General features: G+C 56.6%; 14 protein-coding genes and 1 rRNA gene. 6 read left to right on the forward strand and 9 right to left on the reverse strand.

Annotated elements, in window-relative coordinates; genetic code table 11:
- Positions 1–67: 67 nt before the first annotated feature.
- Positions 68–1,609: ribosomal RNA gene (locus tag CLM71_RS23560) — 16S ribosomal RNA — on the reverse strand.
- Positions 1,610–2,085: 476 nt separating this feature from the next.
- On the opposite strand from CLM71_RS23560, the gene CLM71_RS23565 reads away from it, so the two are divergent.
- On the forward strand, positions 2,086–2,787 hold the full coding sequence (locus CLM71_RS23565; protein ID WP_105233124.1) for a FadR/GntR family transcriptional regulator: 702 nt from the start codon (positions 2,086–2,088) through the stop codon (positions 2,785–2,787).
- Between the two features lie 35 nt (positions 2,788–2,822).
- Positions 2,823–4,229, forward strand: a complete 1,407-nt coding sequence (gene mdtD / locus CLM71_RS23570; RefSeq protein ID WP_105233125.1) for a multidrug transporter subunit MdtD — start codon at positions 2,823–2,825, stop codon at positions 4,227–4,229.
- Here the strand turns inward: mdtD and rbsR are convergent.
- The 7 genes from rbsR to kup form a co-directional block, all read right to left on the reverse strand.
- Complete coding sequence (gene rbsR / locus CLM71_RS23575) at positions 4,222–5,226, reverse strand: ribose operon transcriptional repressor RbsR (protein WP_105233126.1); 1,005 nt, start codon at positions 5,224–5,226, stop codon at positions 4,222–4,224. The genes mdtD and rbsR overlap by 8 nt on opposite strands.
- A gap of 4 nt (positions 5,227–5,230) precedes the next feature.
- A complete protein-coding gene (gene rbsK, locus CLM71_RS23580; RefSeq protein WP_105233127.1) occupies positions 5,231–6,157 on the reverse strand; it encodes a ribokinase in 927 nt (308 codons plus the stop codon).
- 62 nt (positions 6,158–6,219) lie between these two features.
- Entirely contained in the window at positions 6,220–7,107 is an 888-nt protein-coding gene (rbsB, locus tag CLM71_RS23585; protein ID WP_105233128.1) for a ribose ABC transporter substrate-binding protein RbsB, read from the reverse strand.
- A gap of 23 nt (positions 7,108–7,130) precedes the next feature.
- Complete coding sequence (gene rbsC / locus CLM71_RS23590; RefSeq protein WP_105233129.1) at positions 7,131–8,099, reverse strand: ribose ABC transporter permease; 969 nt, start codon at positions 8,097–8,099, stop codon at positions 7,131–7,133.
- Between the two features lie 6 nt (positions 8,100–8,105).
- Complete coding sequence (rbsA, locus tag CLM71_RS23595; protein ID WP_105233130.1) at positions 8,106–9,611, reverse strand: ribose ABC transporter ATP-binding protein RbsA; 1,506 nt, start codon at positions 9,609–9,611, stop codon at positions 8,106–8,108.
- Between the two features lie 7 nt (positions 9,612–9,618).
- Positions 9,619–10,038, reverse strand: coding sequence for a D-ribose pyranase (gene rbsD / locus CLM71_RS23600; RefSeq protein WP_105233131.1), 420 nt, complete (start codon positions 10,036–10,038; stop codon positions 9,619–9,621).
- Between the two features lie 194 nt (positions 10,039–10,232).
- Entirely contained in the window at positions 10,233–12,101 is a 1,869-nt protein-coding gene (gene kup / locus CLM71_RS23605) for a low affinity potassium transporter Kup (RefSeq protein ID WP_105233132.1), read from the reverse strand.
- Between the two features lie 279 nt (positions 12,102–12,380).
- On the opposite strand from kup, the gene ravA reads away from it, so the two are divergent.
- Entirely contained in the window at positions 12,381–13,889 is a 1,509-nt protein-coding gene (ravA, locus tag CLM71_RS23610) for an ATPase RavA (RefSeq protein WP_105233133.1), read from the forward strand.
- Between the two features lie 2 nt (positions 13,890–13,891).
- Positions 13,892–15,355 carry an ATPase RavA stimulator ViaA gene (gene viaA, locus CLM71_RS23615; protein ID WP_105233134.1) on the forward strand — a complete coding sequence of 488 codons (1,464 nt, stop codon included), beginning with the start codon at positions 13,892–13,894 and terminating at the stop codon, positions 15,353–15,355.
- A 7-nt stretch (positions 15,356–15,362) separates the two neighbouring features.
- Here the strand turns inward: viaA and asnA are convergent, their stop codons facing one another.
- Positions 15,363–16,355 carry an aspartate--ammonia ligase gene (gene asnA, locus CLM71_RS23620; protein WP_105233135.1) on the reverse strand — a complete coding sequence of 331 codons (993 nt, stop codon included), beginning with the start codon at positions 16,353–16,355 and terminating at the stop codon, positions 15,363–15,365.
- A 154-nt stretch (positions 16,356–16,509) separates the two neighbouring features.
- On the opposite strand from asnA, the gene asnC reads away from it, so the two are divergent.
- Both asnC and mioC read left to right on the forward strand, forming a co-directional pair.
- Positions 16,510–16,971 carry a transcriptional regulator AsnC gene (asnC, locus tag CLM71_RS23625; protein ID WP_015962426.1) on the forward strand — a complete coding sequence of 154 codons (462 nt, stop codon included), beginning with the start codon at positions 16,510–16,512 and terminating at the stop codon, positions 16,969–16,971.
- A 96-nt stretch (positions 16,972–17,067) separates the two neighbouring features.
- On the forward strand, positions 17,068–17,508 hold the full coding sequence (mioC, locus tag CLM71_RS23630) for an FMN-binding protein MioC (protein WP_105233136.1): 441 nt from the start codon (positions 17,068–17,070) through the stop codon (positions 17,506–17,508).
- The last annotated feature ends 66 nt before the right edge of the window (positions 17,509–17,574 follow it).

Consider the following 17,574-nt stretch of genomic DNA (forward strand, 5'->3'; position numbering starts at 1 on the left):
CGACGCTTTGCTCGTTCTTTTCATCAGACAATCTGTGTGGACACTGCACAGTCAGGATATCTTTAGGTAAGGAGGTGATCCAACCGCAGGTTCCCCTACGGTTACCTTGTTACGACTTCACCCCAGTCATGAATCACAAAGTGGTAAGCGCCCTCCCGAAGGTTAAGCTACCTACTTCTTTTGCAACCCACTCCCATGGTGTGACGGGCGGTGTGTACAAGGCCCGGGAACGTATTCACCGTAGCATTCTGATCTACGATTACTAGCGATTCCGACTTCATGGAGTCGAGTTGCAGACTCCAATCCGGACTACGACGTACTTTATGAGGTCCGCTTGCCTTCGCAGGTTCGCTTCTCTTTGTATACGCCATTGTAGCACGTGTGTAGCCCTACTCGTAAGGGCCATGATGACTTGACGTCATCCCCACCTTCCTCCAGTTTATCACTGGCAGTCTCCTTTGAGTTCCCGGCCGAACCGCTGGCAACAAAGGATAAGGGTTGCGCTCGTTGCGGGACTTAACCCAACATTTCACAACACGAGCTGACGACAGCCATGCAGCACCTGTCTCAGAGTTCCCGAAGGCACCAATCCATCTCTGGAAAGTTCTCTGGATGTCAAGAGTAGGTAAGGTTCTTCGCGTTGCATCGAATTAAACCACATGCTCCACCGCTTGTGCGGGCCCCCGTCAATTCATTTGAGTTTTAACCTTGCGGCCGTACTCCCCAGGCGGTCGATTTAACGCGTTAGCTCCGGAAGCCACGCCTCAAGGGCACAACCTCCAAATCGACATCGTTTACGGCGTGGACTACCAGGGTATCTAATCCTGTTTGCTCCCCACGCTTTCGCACCTGAGCGTCAGTCTTCGTCCAGGGGGCCGCCTTCGCCACCGGTATTCCTCCAGATCTCTACGCATTTCACCGCTACACCTGGAATTCTACCCCCCTCTACGAGACTCTAGTCTGCCAGTTTCAAATGCAGTTCCCAAGTTAAGCTCGGGGATTTCACATCTGACTTAACAAACCGCCTGCGTGCGCTTTACGCCCAGTAATTCCGATTAACGCTTGCACCCTCCGTATTACCGCGGCTGCTGGCACGGAGTTAGCCGGTGCTTCTTCTGCGAGTAACGTCAATGTAATGCCGTATTAAGACACTACCCTTCCTCCTCGCTGAAAGTGCTTTACAACCCGAAGGCCTTCTTCACACACGCGGCATGGCTGCATCAGGCTTGCGCCCATTGTGCAATATTCCCCACTGCTGCCTCCCGTAGGAGTCTGGACCGTGTCTCAGTTCCAGTGTGGCTGGTCATCCTCTCAGACCAGCTAGGGATCGTCGCCTAGGTGAGCCATTACCCCACCTACTAGCTAATCCCATCTGGGCACATCCGATGGTGTGAGGCCCGAAGGTCCCCCACTTTGGTCCGAAGACGTTATGCGGTATTAGCCACCGTTTCCAGTGGTTATCCCCCTCCATCGGGCAGTTTCCCAGACATTACTCACCCGTCCGCCGCTCGCCGGCAAAGTAGCAAGCTACTTTCCGCTGCCGCTCGACTTGCATGTGTTAGGCCTGCCGCCAGCGTTCAATCTGAGCCATGATCAAACTCTTCAATTAAAAGCTTGATTCGCTAAGTTAATAGCTGTTGCTCAAAGATTTACTGCATGAATTTTACTTCAGTTAGTCACTCTTCAAGACTTGATATTTTTTGCATCCGAAGATGCTGGATATCGCCTTGTGAGTGCCCACACAGATTGTCTGATAAATTGTTAAAGAGCATCGCCGGAGATAATTCTCATCGGCGCGGGCTGCGTATACTACGCCTTTCGCCCGGAGAGTCAAGCATTTATTTCGCTTTCTTCTCGCTGACCCGGCGGCTTGTCAGTCGTTGTTCCCGGTCAGTGGAGGCGCATTATAGGGAGTTCTCAGAACGCCGCAACCCCTAATTTCAAAAAACTTTTCAACTGCGTTATTTTTCAGCAAAAGGGGCTAAAAAGCGCATTTTTACATCACTTTTTCCGACAAACAGCCATAAAACCCCGCGCTCAGTAGAGTAAAATAAGAGTAACGACGTAAGCCAAGGACCCGCAGCCATGCAATTAAATGCTCAACAACAGGCCGCACAACGCAATCTTTCTTATTTACTGGCAGAAAAACTCGGCCAACAGATTCTGGCCGGCGAATTTAAAGCGGGCAGCATTCTGCCCGGTGAAATGGAACTGGGAGAAACATTTGGCGTCAGCCGCACCGCCGTACGGGAAGCGGTAAAAATATTGGCGGCCAAAGGCATGCTGCTGCCGCGACCGCGTATCGGGACGCGGGTGATGCCGCAAAATCATTGGAACTTCCTCGACCAGGAGCTGCTGACCTGGTGGATGACGCGGGAAAACTTCGATCAGGTCATGCAGCACTTCCTTATTCTGCGTACGTCGCTGGAGCCGCAGGCCTGTTCACTGGCCGCCATACAGGCTGACGGTGAACAAAGAGCGCAGTTGACGGCGCTGATGGCGGAAATGCGCGCCCTGCACGATGATTTTGACCGCGAACGCTGGATACAGGTGGACACGCAATACCACCAGCTGATTTATGCTTCCAGCGGCAACCCTTTCCTGATCTCGTTCTCGAATCTGTTCAGTTCCGTATACCAGAGCTATTTTAGGGCAATAACCAATAATGAGGTGATCAAGCTGCAGCAGCACCAGGATATTGTCGACGCCATCCTGGCCAAAGACGCCCAGGCCGCCTTTAAGGCATGCCAGACTCTGTTAGGCGAAAAAAATCCTTCTTCTATATAGAAGAAGGGATTTACCCAGGATTAAGCAGGAAAATAATGACGAAAAACGCACGCAGTATGGCAGGGTTGCCTTGGATCGCCGCTATGGCGTTCTTTATGCAGGCGCTGGACGCCACCATTCTCAACACAGCCTTACCGGCGATCGCCCATAGTCTGGAACGTTCGCCGCTGGCCATGCAGTCGGCGGTCATCAGCTATACCCTGACCGTCGCCATGCTTATTCCGGTGAGCGGCTGGCTGGCCGACCGCTTCGGCACGCGGCGGGTGTTTATCTTCGCCGTTTCGCTGTTTACGCTGGGATCATTATTGTGTGCGCTCTCTCCCAGCCTTAGTTTCCTGGTCATGTCCCGCGTTATTCAGGGCGTCGGCGGAGCGATGATGATGCCGGTGGCGCGGTTGGCGCTACTGCGCGCCTATCCGCGCAGCCAACTATTGCCGGTACTCAATTTTGTCACCATGCCCGGTCTGGTGGGGCCGATCCTCGGCCCGATGCTCGGCGGCTGGCTGGTGACCTACGCCACCTGGCACTGGATTTTCCTGATTAATATCCCTATCGGCCTGCTCGGCATTTTTTATGCGCGCAAATATATGCCGGATTTCACCACGCCAAAACGGCCGTTTGATTTCCTCGGCTTTATGCTGTTCGGTTTAAGTCTGGTGATGATATCCACCGGCCTGGAGCTGTTCGGCGAACGCGTGCTGGCCAGTTATATCTCGCTGGGCGTATTTTTAGGCGGGTTTGTGATGCTGGCAGGCTATATCGCCCATGCCCGTCGTCGTACGCAGCCGTTGATTGGCCTGGACTTATTCAAGACACGCACATTCTCTGTCGGCATTGCCGGCAACGTAGCCTCACGCCTTGGCACCGGCTGTATTCCCTTTTTGATGCCGCTGATGCTGCAGGTTGGCTTCGGTTACTCGGCGATTATTGCCGGCTGTATGATGGCGCCGACCGCCATCGGCTCGCTGCTGGCTAAATCGACCGTGTCTCAGGTGCTGCGCTGGTTCGGTTACCGCAGTACGCTGGTTGGCGTTACGGTGATTATCGGCGTGTTGATTGCGCAGTTTGCGCTGCAAAGTCCGGGGATGCCGCTGTGGCTGCTGATTATTCCGCTATTTTTACTGGGGATGGCGATGTCGACCCAGTTTACGGCGATGAATACCATCAGCCTGGGCGATCTTAGCGACGCCAACGCCAGCTCAGGCAACAGCGTGCTGGCGGTAACCCAGCAGCTTTCCATCAGTTTCGGCGTGGCAGTCAGCGCGGCGGTGTTGCGCTTTTATGATTCACTGTCGCTGGGCACCATTATCGACCACTTCCACTATACCTTTATTACCATGGGTATCGTCAGCGCCGTCTCCGCGCTGGTCTTTATGCTGCTGCGCAAAAAAGACGGTCGCAATTTGATCACCGGCAAGGAGAAACGCACCAAAGTCAGTTGAGTTGGCCGACCGAGGCGCGCTCCACCAGCTCCGGGGTCAACACCATCACCTGTGCCGCACGCTGTGGGTTCTGCAGGCGATTGATCAACGCATCGATCGCCAGCTCTCCCAGAGAGTCTTTCGGCTGATGAATGGTGCTTAACGGCGGCGCCAGATATTTCGCCAGTTCTATATCGTCATACCCCATCACCGCCATATCCTGCGGCACGCGCAGCCCGGCCTGGAACAGCGCCTGATACACGCCGACCGCCACCGCGTCATTACCGGCAAACACCGCATGCGGCGGTGCCGGCAAGGCAAGCAGTTGCTGCATGGCGCGAACGCCACCTTCAAACTCAAAGTCACAATGCACTTCATAGCCCGCTGGGATCGGCAACCCCGCCTGCCGCATCGCGCGGCGGTAACCTTCCAGACGGTTGCGCGCGGTGGTTTTATCCTGCGGCCCGGCAATGCAGGCAATCTGCCGGTAGCCACGGGCGATCAGATGTTGCGTAGCCATTTCACCACCGAGCAGCGAGTTGTCCTGAATAATGTCATTAGCCCCTTCAAAAGGCGCCCAGTCCATCATCACAATGGGCAGTGACGGATAACGGCTCAGGTTCGCCGGCGACGGCCGATGGTTTTCGGTGCACATGACCAGCAGGCCGTCGACGCGTTTTTGCAACAGCGTTTCCATGCTGCGGTTCATCCGCGCCGCATCTTCCTCGGTGTTACACAGAATCAGGCTATAGCCACGTTCGTAACAGCTGCGTTCCACGCCGCGCACCACTTCGGCGTAAAACGGGTTATTGCTGGCGGTCACCAGCATACCGATGGTATGCGTCTGTTTGAGCTTCAGGCTGCGCGCCAGCGCCGAAGGCGCATAGTTCAGCTGCTCAACCGCCGCCATCACTTTGTCTCGCACCGCATCGCTGACAAAACGGTTGTTATTAATGACGTGCGACACGGTAGAGGTTGATACGCCCGCCAAACGGGCGACATCTTTCATGGTGGCCAAAAACTTACTCCTGCCGTTGCAAAAAGGCGTCTATCTCTTCACGCCAGGGCACGGAAGGCTGCGCACCCGGACGCGTGACGGCGATCGCCGCGGCGGCATGGCTGAAACGTACGGCCTCCAGCATCGTTTTACCTTCCAGCAGCGCCGTCAGCAGCGCGCCGTTAAAGGTATCGCCGGCGGCGATGGTGTCAACCGCCTCAACCTTAAAGGCCGGTACCAATTTGCCCTCACCGCGTTCGCTCAACCACACGCCGCGGCTGCCGAGTGTAATCAGCACCGTATCAATGCCTTTTTGATGCAGCGCCTGTGCCGCACGCGCGGCATCCTGTTCATTGCCCACCGCAATACCGGTCAGACGCTCGGCTTCGGTTTCATTGGGCGTGATCATATCCAGCATCGCCAGCAGCTCGTCCGGCAGTTCACGCGCCGGCGCCGGATTGAGGATCACCCGCGTCTGATGCTGTTTGGCCAGGCGCGCAGCGGCGATCACCGTATCGAGCGGTGATTCAAGCTGCATCAGCACGGCATCGGCATCGATCACCCGCTGCTGATAGCTCGCCAGATAGTCCGGCGTCAATGCCGCATTGGCTCCGGCATCAATGCCGATCACGTTTTCACCTTCGCCATTGACGAAGATAAGCGCCACGCCGGTGGTGCAGTTTTCAACGGCTTCGATGGATTGCGTATCAACGCGATCGGTCGCCAGTTGCCGGCGAACCCGTTCGCCAACGTCGTCGGCGCCCACGCAGGCAATAAAGGCAATATCGGCGCCGCTGCGGCCAGCGGCCACCGCCTGGTTAGCCCCTTTGCCGCCGAACGCCACCTTATACTGTTTCCCGATCACCGTTTCGCCCGGGCGGGGAAATTGCTCAATATTAAGGATATGGTCGGCATTGATGCTGCCCAGCACCACCAGTTTTCCTGTTTCCATCGCATGGATTCCTTTAACTGCACGCCATCGGCACGTCTGTTCCGATGGCGCGGGTATGACTCTTATTGGGTGACCAGTTTCAAATCAACCGGAATGGTTGCCGCCACTTTTTCGCCTTTCAGCACTTTATCCGCGGTTTCTACGCCGATAACGCCGATTTGATCGGGACGCTGCGCCACCGTTGCCGCCAGCTTACCGCTCTCAACTGCTTTAACGCCGTCGGCGGTGCCGTCAAAGCCGACGACGATTACGTCGCTTTTCCCGGCGGTTTGCAGCGCGCGCAGTGCGCCCAGCGCCATTTCATCGTTCTGAGCGAACACCGCCTGCACGTCCGGGTGCGCCGTCAGCAAGTTCTGCATCACGTTCAGCCCCTTGGTGCGGTCGAAATCCGCTGGTTGGCTGCCCAGCAGCTTAAACTTGTGCTGCGCCTGCGACTGTTTGAAGCCTTCACCACGCTCACGGGCGGCAGAAGTGCCGGCAATGCCCTCCAACTGGATCACTTTGGCGTCCGCACCGACTTTGTCGGCAATAAAGTCGCCGGCCATTTTACCGCCGACGCGGTTATCGGACGCGATATGGCTGACCACCTCGCCTTTGGACGCCACGCGATCCAGCGTAATGACCGGAATTTTCGCCTGGTTGGCCATTTTAATCGCATTACCGACCGCATCGGAATCCGTCGGGTTGATCAACAGCATTTTTGGATTCTGCACCATCAGATCCTGCACATTGGCCAACTCTTTCGCCGGGTTATTCTGCGAATCCAGCACCACCAGCTTATAACCCAGCTTGTTGGCTTCCTGCTGCGCGCCATCCTTCATCGACACGAAGAACGGGTTATTCAGCGTGGAGACCACCAGCGCGATGGTGTCTTTCGCCAACGCATTGGCGCTCAGGGTAGCGCTGAGCGCCACCGCGGAAACCAGCATCGTTACTTTTTTCATTTTCATGGTCATTATTCCTGTAGGGGAGGTTACTTGTTGCTTTTATTGTCTACCAGTACCGCCAGCAGTATCACCACCGCCTTGACGATCATTTGGTAGTAGGAAGAAACACCCAGCAGATTCAGTCCGTTATTCAGGAAGCCGAGGATCAGCGCGCCGATCAGGGTGCCGACGATACGCCCCTTGCCGCCGGCCAGGCTGGTGCCGCCCAGTACTACGGCGGCGATGGCGTCCAGTTCATAACCGGTGCCGGCGGTAGGCTGCGCCGAAGACAGGCGTGCAACTTCAATCACCCCGGCCAGCGCCGCCAGCAGGCCACACAGTGAATACACGATGATTTTGACCCGATCTACGCTGATACCGGACAGGCGCGTCGCCGCTTCATTGCCTCCCAGCGCGTAGATGTAGCGGCCCAGACGGGTATGTTGCAGTATGTACCAGACGGCAATAAACACCATCGCCATAATCCAGATCGGCGTAGGCACGCCCAGCGGACGGCCGATGCCGAACCAGCCAAACGCGTCGGCCACATCGGTAAAGCCGGTATTCACCGGGCTGCCGTTGGTGTAAACCATGGTGACGCCGCGCAGCAGCAGCATCATCACCAAAGTGGCGATAAACGCCTGCACCTTACCTTTGGCGACGATAACGCCGGTACAGGCGCCGACCGCGGCCCCCAGCGCCAGCGCCGCAGCAACCGCCACCAGCGCGTTGACTTCCAGGCCGACGATCGAGGCCGCCACCGCGCCGGTTAGCGCCAGCAGCGATCCCACCGACAGATCGATGCCGGAGGTCAGGATCACCAGCGTCATCCCTACCGCCATGATGGCGTTGACCGAGGTCTGCTGCAGAATGTTAAACAGGTTATTGAGCGTGAAAAAGTTCGGGCTCATGGACGACACCACGGCGATCAGCACCAGCAGCGCAATCAGCGACTTCTGTTCCAACAGCCATTCTTTACTGAACCAGCGCTTGGTTGCGATAGTCTGAGAACTCATAGTTAATTACTCCTGCTTTGCGCCGTATTGCTTGCCGACGGCCGCGGCCATCAACGCTTCCTGAGTGGCCTGCTCAATCGGGAACTCACCGCTGATGTGGCCTTCATGCATCACCAGTACGCGATCGCTCATCCCTAACACTTCCGGCATCTCCGAAGACACCAGAATGATGCTGAGCCCTTCTTGCTTGAACTGGTTGATAAGCTGGTAAATCTCTTTTTTCGCCCCGACGTCGACGCCGCGCGTCGGTTCATCAAGGATCAGTACCTTAGGCCGCGTCATCAGCCCGCGGGCAATCGCCACCTTCTGCTGATTGCCGCCGGAAAGCAGGCCAATCGGCTGCTCCATTGACGGGGTTTTGATGTTAAACAGGCGAATAAAATCCCCTACCGCCTGCCGTTCCTCAGCCTGTTTCAGGCTGCCACCGGTGCGGCTGAAATAGCGCAGCGCGGTCAATGACATGTTTTCTTTGACCGACATGCCGAGCACCAGGCCGTCGCGCTTGCGGTCTTCGGAAATATAAACGATGCCGTTTGCCAGCCCGTCCTGCGGCGAACGGCACAACACTTCGCGGCCGTCCAGCCGCACGCTGCCGCTCTTGCGCGTCGCCGCGCCGTAGAGGATTTTCATTAATTCGGTACGGCCGGCGCCCATCAGCCCGGCAACGCCAAGAATTTCGCCGCGATACAGGGTGAAACTGACATCATGCACGCCGGGGCCAGACAACTGGCTGACTTCCAGCCGTTTGTTGCCGCGCGGCAGGTTCAGCCTCGGGTATTGGTCTTCCAGTTTACGGCCAACCATCATTTCAATCAGCCGCTCTTCCTGCAGCTCATTCACCGGCCGCTCGGCGATAAACTGGCCGTCGCGGAAGATGGTAACGTCATCACAGACCTCGAAAATCTCTTTCATCCGGTGCGAGATATACACAATGCCGCAGCCTGCCGCTTTCAGTTCATTGATCACCTTAAATAAGGAGGCGGTCTCGGTATCGGTCAGCGCGTCGGTAGGCTCATCCATAATGATCACCTGCGACTCAAAGCTCAGCACCTTGGCGATTTCCACCATCTGCTGATCGCCAATCGACAGTTCCCCCACCAGACGGTGGCTGCTGTAACGCAGATTAAGACGCTGAAGCAACTTGTCAGCCTCGGCGTACATGCGTTTCCAGTCGATACGGCCAAAGCGGTTAACGAATTCGCGGCCGAGAAAGATGTTCTCCGCAATGGTCAACTGCGGGATCAGGTTCAGCTCCTGATGAATAATGCCGATGCCCGCATCCTGTGACGCTTTCGGCCCGTGAAACGCCACCTCTTTACCGAGGAAACGCACGCTGCCGGCATCTTTGCTGTAGATGCCGGTCAACACTTTCATCATGGTGGATTTGCCGGCGCCGTTTTCGCCCACCAGCGCCATCACCCTGCCGGGGTACACGCTGAGCGCCGCCCCGGACAGCGCCTTCACGCCGGGAAACGCCTTATCTATCCCGGTCAGTTGCAATAAAGGTTGCATAAATACCTCAGAAAGTTACGCCGGCGCACAGGATAATGTTCGCATAGGGCGAACATTCCCCGCTGCGAATCACCGCCCGGCTGTGCCCGGTTTGCGCTTTGAAATCGCCGTGGCTGATATAGCGCACGCTGATGGTATTTCCCTGCTGCTGCCCCAACTGCGTCAGTTGCGCCAACAGAGCGCTATGGAGCGAGGGGTTTTGCGTGACGAGCTCTTCGGCCAACATGGCACTTTCCACCTGCATTTCCTGCGTGACCGCAGTAAACAGCTGTAAAAAAGTCGGCACGCCGGCCATCAGCGCCACATCGATACGCTCAACGCCGGCCGGGATCGGCAAACCGGCGTCACACAGGGTGAGCTGGTCGGTATGGCCGAGACGGGAAACCGCCGCGGAGATGTCGGCATTAAGCAGCACGCCTTTTTTCATTTCTTTCGCTCCACTTATTCTTTACCAGCGAAACGTTTCGCTTGTCGTGGAGTGTAAAAAAACAACAAAGGAAGGCAACCGACATAGCGTGGAAATGTGATCGCTATCGAAACGTTTCGATATCAGCGCGGCAACGCAGGTAAAAAAGAAGGGGCGCCGCATGCGACGCCCCCGAGAGAAGAGATAACGGAACCTTATATTTCGACCTGCGTTCCCAGCTCGATAACCCGGTTCGGCGGAATTTCAAACTGATCCGGCGCCCGCAGCGCATTACGGCTGAGCGCAATAAACAGCTTACCGCGCAAGAACAGATACCACGGCCGTTTGCTCAACAGCAGCGATTCATGCGACATAAAGAATGAGGTTTCCATCATACGGCACGGTAAACCCTCCAGGCCGCAGCGGTGGAACACCTCCTCGACGTTCGGCGTTTCTCGCCAGCCGTAGCTGGCGACCACGCGCCAGAAGGTCGGCGACAGCTGCTCAATGGTGACCCGCCGGACATTATGGACGTACGGCGCATCTTCGGTACGCAGCGTCAGCAGCACCACACGCTCATGCAGCACCTTGTTATGTTTGAGGTTGTGCAGCAGCGCAAACGGGATCACGTTGGTGGCGCGCGACATAAACACCGCGGTGCCCGGCACCCGCACCGGCGGCGATTTCTCCAGCGAGGCTATCAGCGCCTCCAGGGAGTTGCCGTGCTCATGCATACGGCGCAGCAGGCGAAAACGTTCGCTCTTCCAGGTGGTCATGACGATAAACATCATCAGGCCGATGGTCAGCGGCAACCAGCCGCCGGAGAACAGCTTCAGCGCGTTGGCAGAGAACATCGGCACATCAATCAGCAACAGAGCTATCAATATGCCCACCGCCAGGAAGCGATTCAGGTGCCAGTTTTTAATCGCCACCGAGGTCACCAGAATGCTGGTCAGCACCATGGTGCCGGTTACCGCAATGCCGTAGGCCGCAGCCAGATTGCTCGAATGTTCAAAGCTGACGATCACCAGCACCACCGAGATATACAGCAGCCAGTTAATCACCGGGATATAGATTTGGCCGGACTCCATTTCCGAAGTATGGATAATGCGCATCGGCGGCAGATAGCCCAGACGCACCGCCTGACGGGTTAAGGAGAAGACGCCGGAGATCACCGCCTGCGAGGCGATCACCGTCGCCAGCGTGGCCAAAATCAGCAGAGGAATCAGCGCCCAGTCCGGCGCCAGCAGAAAGAACGGGTTTTTGATCGCTTCCGGGTTCTTTAACAGCAGCGCGCCCTGGCCAAAATAGTTCAGCACCAGCGACGGCAACACCACGGTGAACCAGGCCAGACGAATAGGGAATTTACCGAAGTGGCCCATATCGGCGTACAGCGCCTCAACGCCGGTAATCGACAGCACCACCGCCCCCAGGGCAAAGAACGACACTTTCTTATATTCGAAGAAGAAGTTCAGCGCCCATTTCGGGTTCAGCGCCTGCAGCACCTCCGGGTTATCGATGATGCTGCGCACGCCGAGCAGCGCCAGGGTCAGGAACCAGATCAGCATTACCGGAGCAAACAGTTTGCCCACGCTGCCGGTACCGTGCTTTTGAATAATAAACAGCAGCGTCAGCACCAGAATCGCCAGCGGAACAATATAGGGATCCAGCGCCGGCGCGGCGATTTCCAGACCTTCGATCGCTGACATCACCGAGATCGCCGGGGTGATCACCACCTCGCCGTAAAAGAAGCTGCCGCCAATCAGGCCGAGTATCACCAGCACCGCCGTGGCGCGCGCCGAGGTATTGCGCCCGGCCAGCGACATCAGCGTCAAGATACCGCCTTCACCGGCGTTGTCCGCCCGCATTACGTAGGTGAGGTATTTCAGCGAGACAATAATGACCAGCATCCAGAAAATCAGCGACAGGAAGCCAAACACCACATCGGGCCGGACATCAAAACCATAATGACCTGAAAAACACTCTCTCAGGGTATAAAGCGGGCTGGTGCCAATATCGCCATACACCACGCCGATAGCCGCCAAGGTTACCGCCGCCAGGGACTGCTTACGTTCTGTGCTCATAATTCGTTTTCTTGATTAGAACAACCGTTAGCGCTGCATCCGCCAAGACGGGCTCCAAGATCCATTACGTCCACTAAAAACCGCACAGTATGCACGAATTCCTTAGGTTGCCTACTCTATAAAATGTCTCAGAAAAACGACAAAGTGTGAGCAAACAATACATTTGATAATAGAAAGTTTTGGCTAATCAACCAGCTATACCATTAAAAATGATGGTGGTTTATCATCGCCCATTCGGACAAGATTGGCTAATTTATCTCGGACAACGCGAAAAATCTTATGGCGTCTTCATCACTACTGGCAGAACGAATTTCCCGGCTCAGCAGCGCGCTTGAGAGCGGCCTTTATGAACGTCAGGAAGCCATCCGGCTCTGCCTGCTGGCGGCGTTAAGCGGCGAAAGCGTATTTCTGCTCGGGCCGCCGGGTATTGCAAAAAGTCTGATCGCCCGCCGCCTCAAATTCGCCTTCCGCCATGCCCGCTCCTTTGAATACCTGATGACCCGCTTCTCCACGCCGGAGGAAGTATTCGGCCCGCTCTCCATTCAGGCGCTCAAAGACGAAGGGCGCTACCAGCGCCTGACCGACGGCTACCTGCCGGAAGCGGAAATCGTGTTCCTCGATGAAATCTGGAAGGCTGGCCCCGCCATTCTCAATACCTTGCTGACCGCGATTAACGAACGCCGCTTCCGCAACGGCAACAGCGAAGAGCCGATACCGCTGCGCCTGCTGGTCGCCGCCTCGAATGAACTGCCGGAGGCCGACAATAGCCTGGAGGCGCTGTATGACCGCATGCTGATCCGTCTGTGGCTGGACAAGGTGCAGGATAAGCAGAACTTCCGCTCGCTGCTGACCAACCGGCAAAGTGAAAACCAAAACCCGGTGCCGGAAGCACTGAGCGTCAGCGATGAGGAGTTCCGGCAATGGCAGGCGCAGATCGATAAAATTCAGCTGCCGGAGAACTGCTTTGAACTGATATTCCTGCTGCGCCAGCGGCTGGATGCGCTTGAACAGGCGCCCTATGTTTCCGACCGACGCTGGAAAAAAGCGCTGCGCTTACTGCAGGCCTGCGCCTTCTTCAGCGGCCGCGAAGCCATTGCCCCGATCGATCTGATGCTGCTGAAAGACTGCCTGTGGCACGATCTGGCCTCCATGAAGCTGATGCAGCAACAAATTGACCAACTGCTGAGCGAGCAGGCCTATCAGCAACAGACGTTGCTGCTCCAGCTGCAGCAGTTGCATACCCGCTGGATGCAGCACCAACAACAGCAAAGCGATCGCCGGGCCATCAGCCTGGTGAAAAAAGGCGGCATGTTCAGCCGTAAACCGCAATACGCGCTGGGTGAATCACTCGGCAGCGGCACGCTGACGCTGTTGCTGCAAAAGCCGCTGCAGCTGCATGATATTCAGGTTAACCATTTGAGTATCGACAGCAGCACGCTGGAAAGCTGGCTGCAAAAAGGCGGCGAGGTGCGCGCCAAGCTCAACGGCATTGGTTTCGCGCAGCAGATTGATTTAGAGGTGGATGAGCAGCAGCACCTGACCGTGCTGGACGTCAGCCGCCAGCCATCGCTGCTGGCGCTGCCGGGCAAACAGACCAGCGCCACGCCGCCGGAACTGCTGGAGGAACTGGATACGCTGATGCAGCGGCTGGCGGAACAGCGGCGGTTATTCAGCCAGCATCAGCCCTGCCTGTTCACCCCGGCCGCCGGCCTGGCCAAGATAGAAGCCAGCCTGCTGCAGGTAGCGGAGCAAATTAAACAGCAGCAACAGCAAATGCAGGGCCAGTAACCGTGCTGAACCTGGAGACGCTCAACCTGCTGCTGGCCATTACTGAAGGCGAGCTGATCGAAGATATGATCGTCGCCATGCTGGCTGCGCCGCATCTGTCCGCGTTCTTCAGGAAATTCCCGGCGCTGCGCCGCGCACTGGATCGCGATCTGCCGCGCTGGAAGCTGCAACTAAAGCAGCGGATCCATGAGGCAATGGTCCCGCCGGCGCTGGCGCAGGAATTCTATCGTTACCAACAGTGCCAATTGGAAAGCAACGCGCAGTTTTATCAAAACCTCAACGATACCCTGGAACTGCTGCGCCAGTTGGTTTCCCCCTTCTATGAACAGGCGCGCAAGCTGGTGGACGCCGCCGATCTGCCCAATCATCCGCTGGATGACAGCTTCCAGACCCTATTTTTGCAGCGTTGGCGCATCAGCCTGACGCTGCAGGCCACCATGCTGCACCACCAACTGCTGGAACAGGAGCGCGAACAGCTGATGGCGGAACTGCAGGAGCGCCTGGCGCTGAGCGGCGCGCTGGAGCCGGTGCTGGCGGAGAACGATACCGCCGCCGGCCGGCTGTGGGATATGAGCAAAGGGCAGTTGCAGCGCGGCGACTATCAGCGGCTGGTGGAATACGGCAACTTTCTGCAAACCCAGCCCGAATTGAAGAAACTGGCCCAGCAGTTGGGACGCAGCTACGAGGCAAAAGCCATTCAGCAGCAGGATGCGCAGCCGGAGCCGTACCACGTCATGGTGCGGGTGCCCGCCACACTGCCGGAAGAGGTGAACGGCGTGCATCAAAGCGATGATATTTTACGCCTGCTGCCGCCGGAGCTGGCGACGCTCGGCATTGAGGAACTGGAGTTTGAGTTTTACCGCCGCCTGCTGGAAAAACAGCTACTGAGCTACCGTTTGCAGGGGGATGCCTGGCAGGAGAAGCTGATGATCCGCCAGGTCACTTATCAGCAGCAGGATCAACAGCCGCGCGGGCCGTTTATTGTCTGTGTTGATACCTCCGGCTCAATGGGCGGCTTCAACGAACAGTGCGCCAAGGCGTTTTGTCTGGCGCTGCTGCGCATTGCGCTGGCGGATAACCGCCGCTGCTACATCATGCTGTTTGCCAACCAGATCGTCCATTATGAACTGACCGCCGCCAGCGGTATTGAACAGGCGGTGCGCTTTCTCGCCCAGCATTTCCGCGGCGGCACCGATCTGGCGGCCTGCCTGAGCGCAACGGTGGGGAAAATGGCGGAGAGCGGCTGGTTCGACGCCGACGCGGTGATTATTTCCGACTTTATTGCCCAGCGGCTGCCGGACGAGGTGATTAAAAAGGTGAAACAGCAGCAGCAGAGCCATCAGCAGCGTTTTCATGCGGTGGCAATGTCCGCCTACGGCAAACCCGGCATCATGCGCATCTTCGACCATATCTGGCGCTTTGATACCGGGCTAAAAAGCCGCTTAATGCGCCGCTGGCGGCGCTAACCCGGCGTTACAGCAGGCCTTCCACGCTTTCACGCACTTCCGGCGACCATACGCCGCACTGCACCTGGCCGATATGCGACAGTTGCAGCAGCAGCATCACCAGGCGCGACTGACCAATACCACCGCCGATGGTCTGCGGCATTTCACCTTTCAGCAGCGACTGATGCCACTCCAGCTGCAGGCGATCTTCATCTTCCGTCAGGGCCAGCTGGCGCTGCAATGCGGCGGCGTCAACGCGGATCCCCATTGAAGATAGCTCGAACGCGTCTTCCAGCACCGGGTTCCACACCAGAATATCGCCGTTGAGGCCGGACAGTCCTTCAAAGCTGGTGGTGCTCCAGTCATCATAATCCGGCGCACGCACGTCGTGAGAGCGGCCATGCGACAGCTTGCCGCCGATGCCGATCAGGAATACCGCGCCCAGCTCTTTGGCAATCGCCCGCTCACGCCCTTTAGCGTCCAGTTCGGGGAAACGCTGCAGCAACGCTTCGCTGTGCACGAAGTGAATCTGTTCCGGCAGGAACGGCGCCAGCCCATATTCGCGACTGACCGCCGCTTCCGTTTCCTTGATAGCGCTATAGAGGCTGCGTACGGTGCTTTTCAGGTGATCCAGGTTGCGTTCGCCATCCCCCATCACCCGCTCCCAGTCCCACTGGTCGACATACACCGAGTGGATGGCGCTCAGGCGATCTTCATCCGGGCGCAGTGCCTTCATATGGGTATACAGGCCCTCACCGGCGCTGAAATCATGGGCGCCCAGAGTTTTCCGTTTCCATTTAGCCAGGGAATGCACCACTTCAAACGTCGCGTCCGGCAGGGTTTTCACCTTGACCTGCACCGCTTTTTCGCTGCCGGACAGGTTATCCTGCGTACCGTCGCCCAGGCGGCTGAGAATAGGCGCCTGAACCTCAATCAGACCCAGCCGCTGCTCCAGCTGGCGGGAGAAGAACGATTTTACGAAGCTGATTTGTTGTTGTTTTTGGATAAACTGTTTTTTCATTGCCGTATCTCTTAAATCCTGTCTCTGTTGCTGATGATTAAGCAACACAACAGCGCCTCAATTCAATATCCATCAAACAATATTGCGCTTTGACTTTTAATCGTTCATTTTTAAGCGGTGATAATTCAATAAATCATAATTTATGGGGGATAAAATGGCGGAAATTTATCAGATCGATAATCTCGATCGCGGCATTCTCAACGCGCTGATGGCTAACGCGCGTACGCCTTATGCCGAACTGGCAAAAACCTTTGCCGTCAGCCCGGGGACCATTCACGTACGCGTCGAGAAGATGAAGCAGGCCGGCATCATTACCGGCGCCCGGGTCGATGTGAACCCCAAACAGCTGGGCTACGACGTCTGCTGCTTTATCGGCATCATATTAAAGAGCGCCAAAGACTACCCTTCCGCCCTGAGCAAACTGGAAAGCCTGGAAGAAGTGGTCGAGGCCTACTACACCACCGGCCATTACAGCGTGTTTATCAAGGTGATGTGCCGCTCGATCGATGCGCTGCAACAGGTACTTATCAACAAGATCCAAACGATTGACGAAATTCAGTCGACGGAAACGCTGATCTCGCTGCAGAACCCCATTATGCGCACCATCGTCCCGTGACGGATTTTTACTATACCCATATTATCCACAGGTAGATCCCTGGCGATTCACAGCGTACAATGCAGCCTCTTTGCAGCAGGTTGAGATCATTCATTCATGGCAGACATTACTCTGATCAGCGGCAGTACGCTTGGCAGTGCTGAATATGTGGCGGAACATCTGGCCGAAAAACTGGAAGACGCCGGTTTTTCCACCGAGATGCTGCACGGGCCTGAACTGGATGAACTGACGCAGTCCGGACGCTGGCTGGTGGTCACCTCCACCCACGGCGCCGGCGAACTGCCGGATAATCTGCAACCGCTGTGGGATGAGATCTCCGAACGCCAGCCTGATTTAACCGAGGTGCAGTTCGGCGCAGTCGGTCTAGGCAGTTCGGAATACGATACCTTCTGCGGCGCGATCAAACAGATCGACGATCTGTTACAGGCTCGTGGCGCAAAAAGGATCGGCGATCGCCTGGAGATCGACGTGACGCAGCACGACATTCCGGAAGATCCGGCGGAAGAATGGCTGAAAAGTTGGGTTAATTTACTCTGATTCGTTCAAAGATCGTGCGAACGATTGTGTATAACTAAGCTTAAAAGCAGGGTAAAAGCGGTAGTT

The organism is Serratia sp. MYb239 (assembly GCF_002966855.1).
GTDB classification, from domain to species: Bacteria; Pseudomonadota; Gammaproteobacteria; order Enterobacterales; family Enterobacteriaceae; genus Serratia_B; species Serratia_B rhizosphaerae.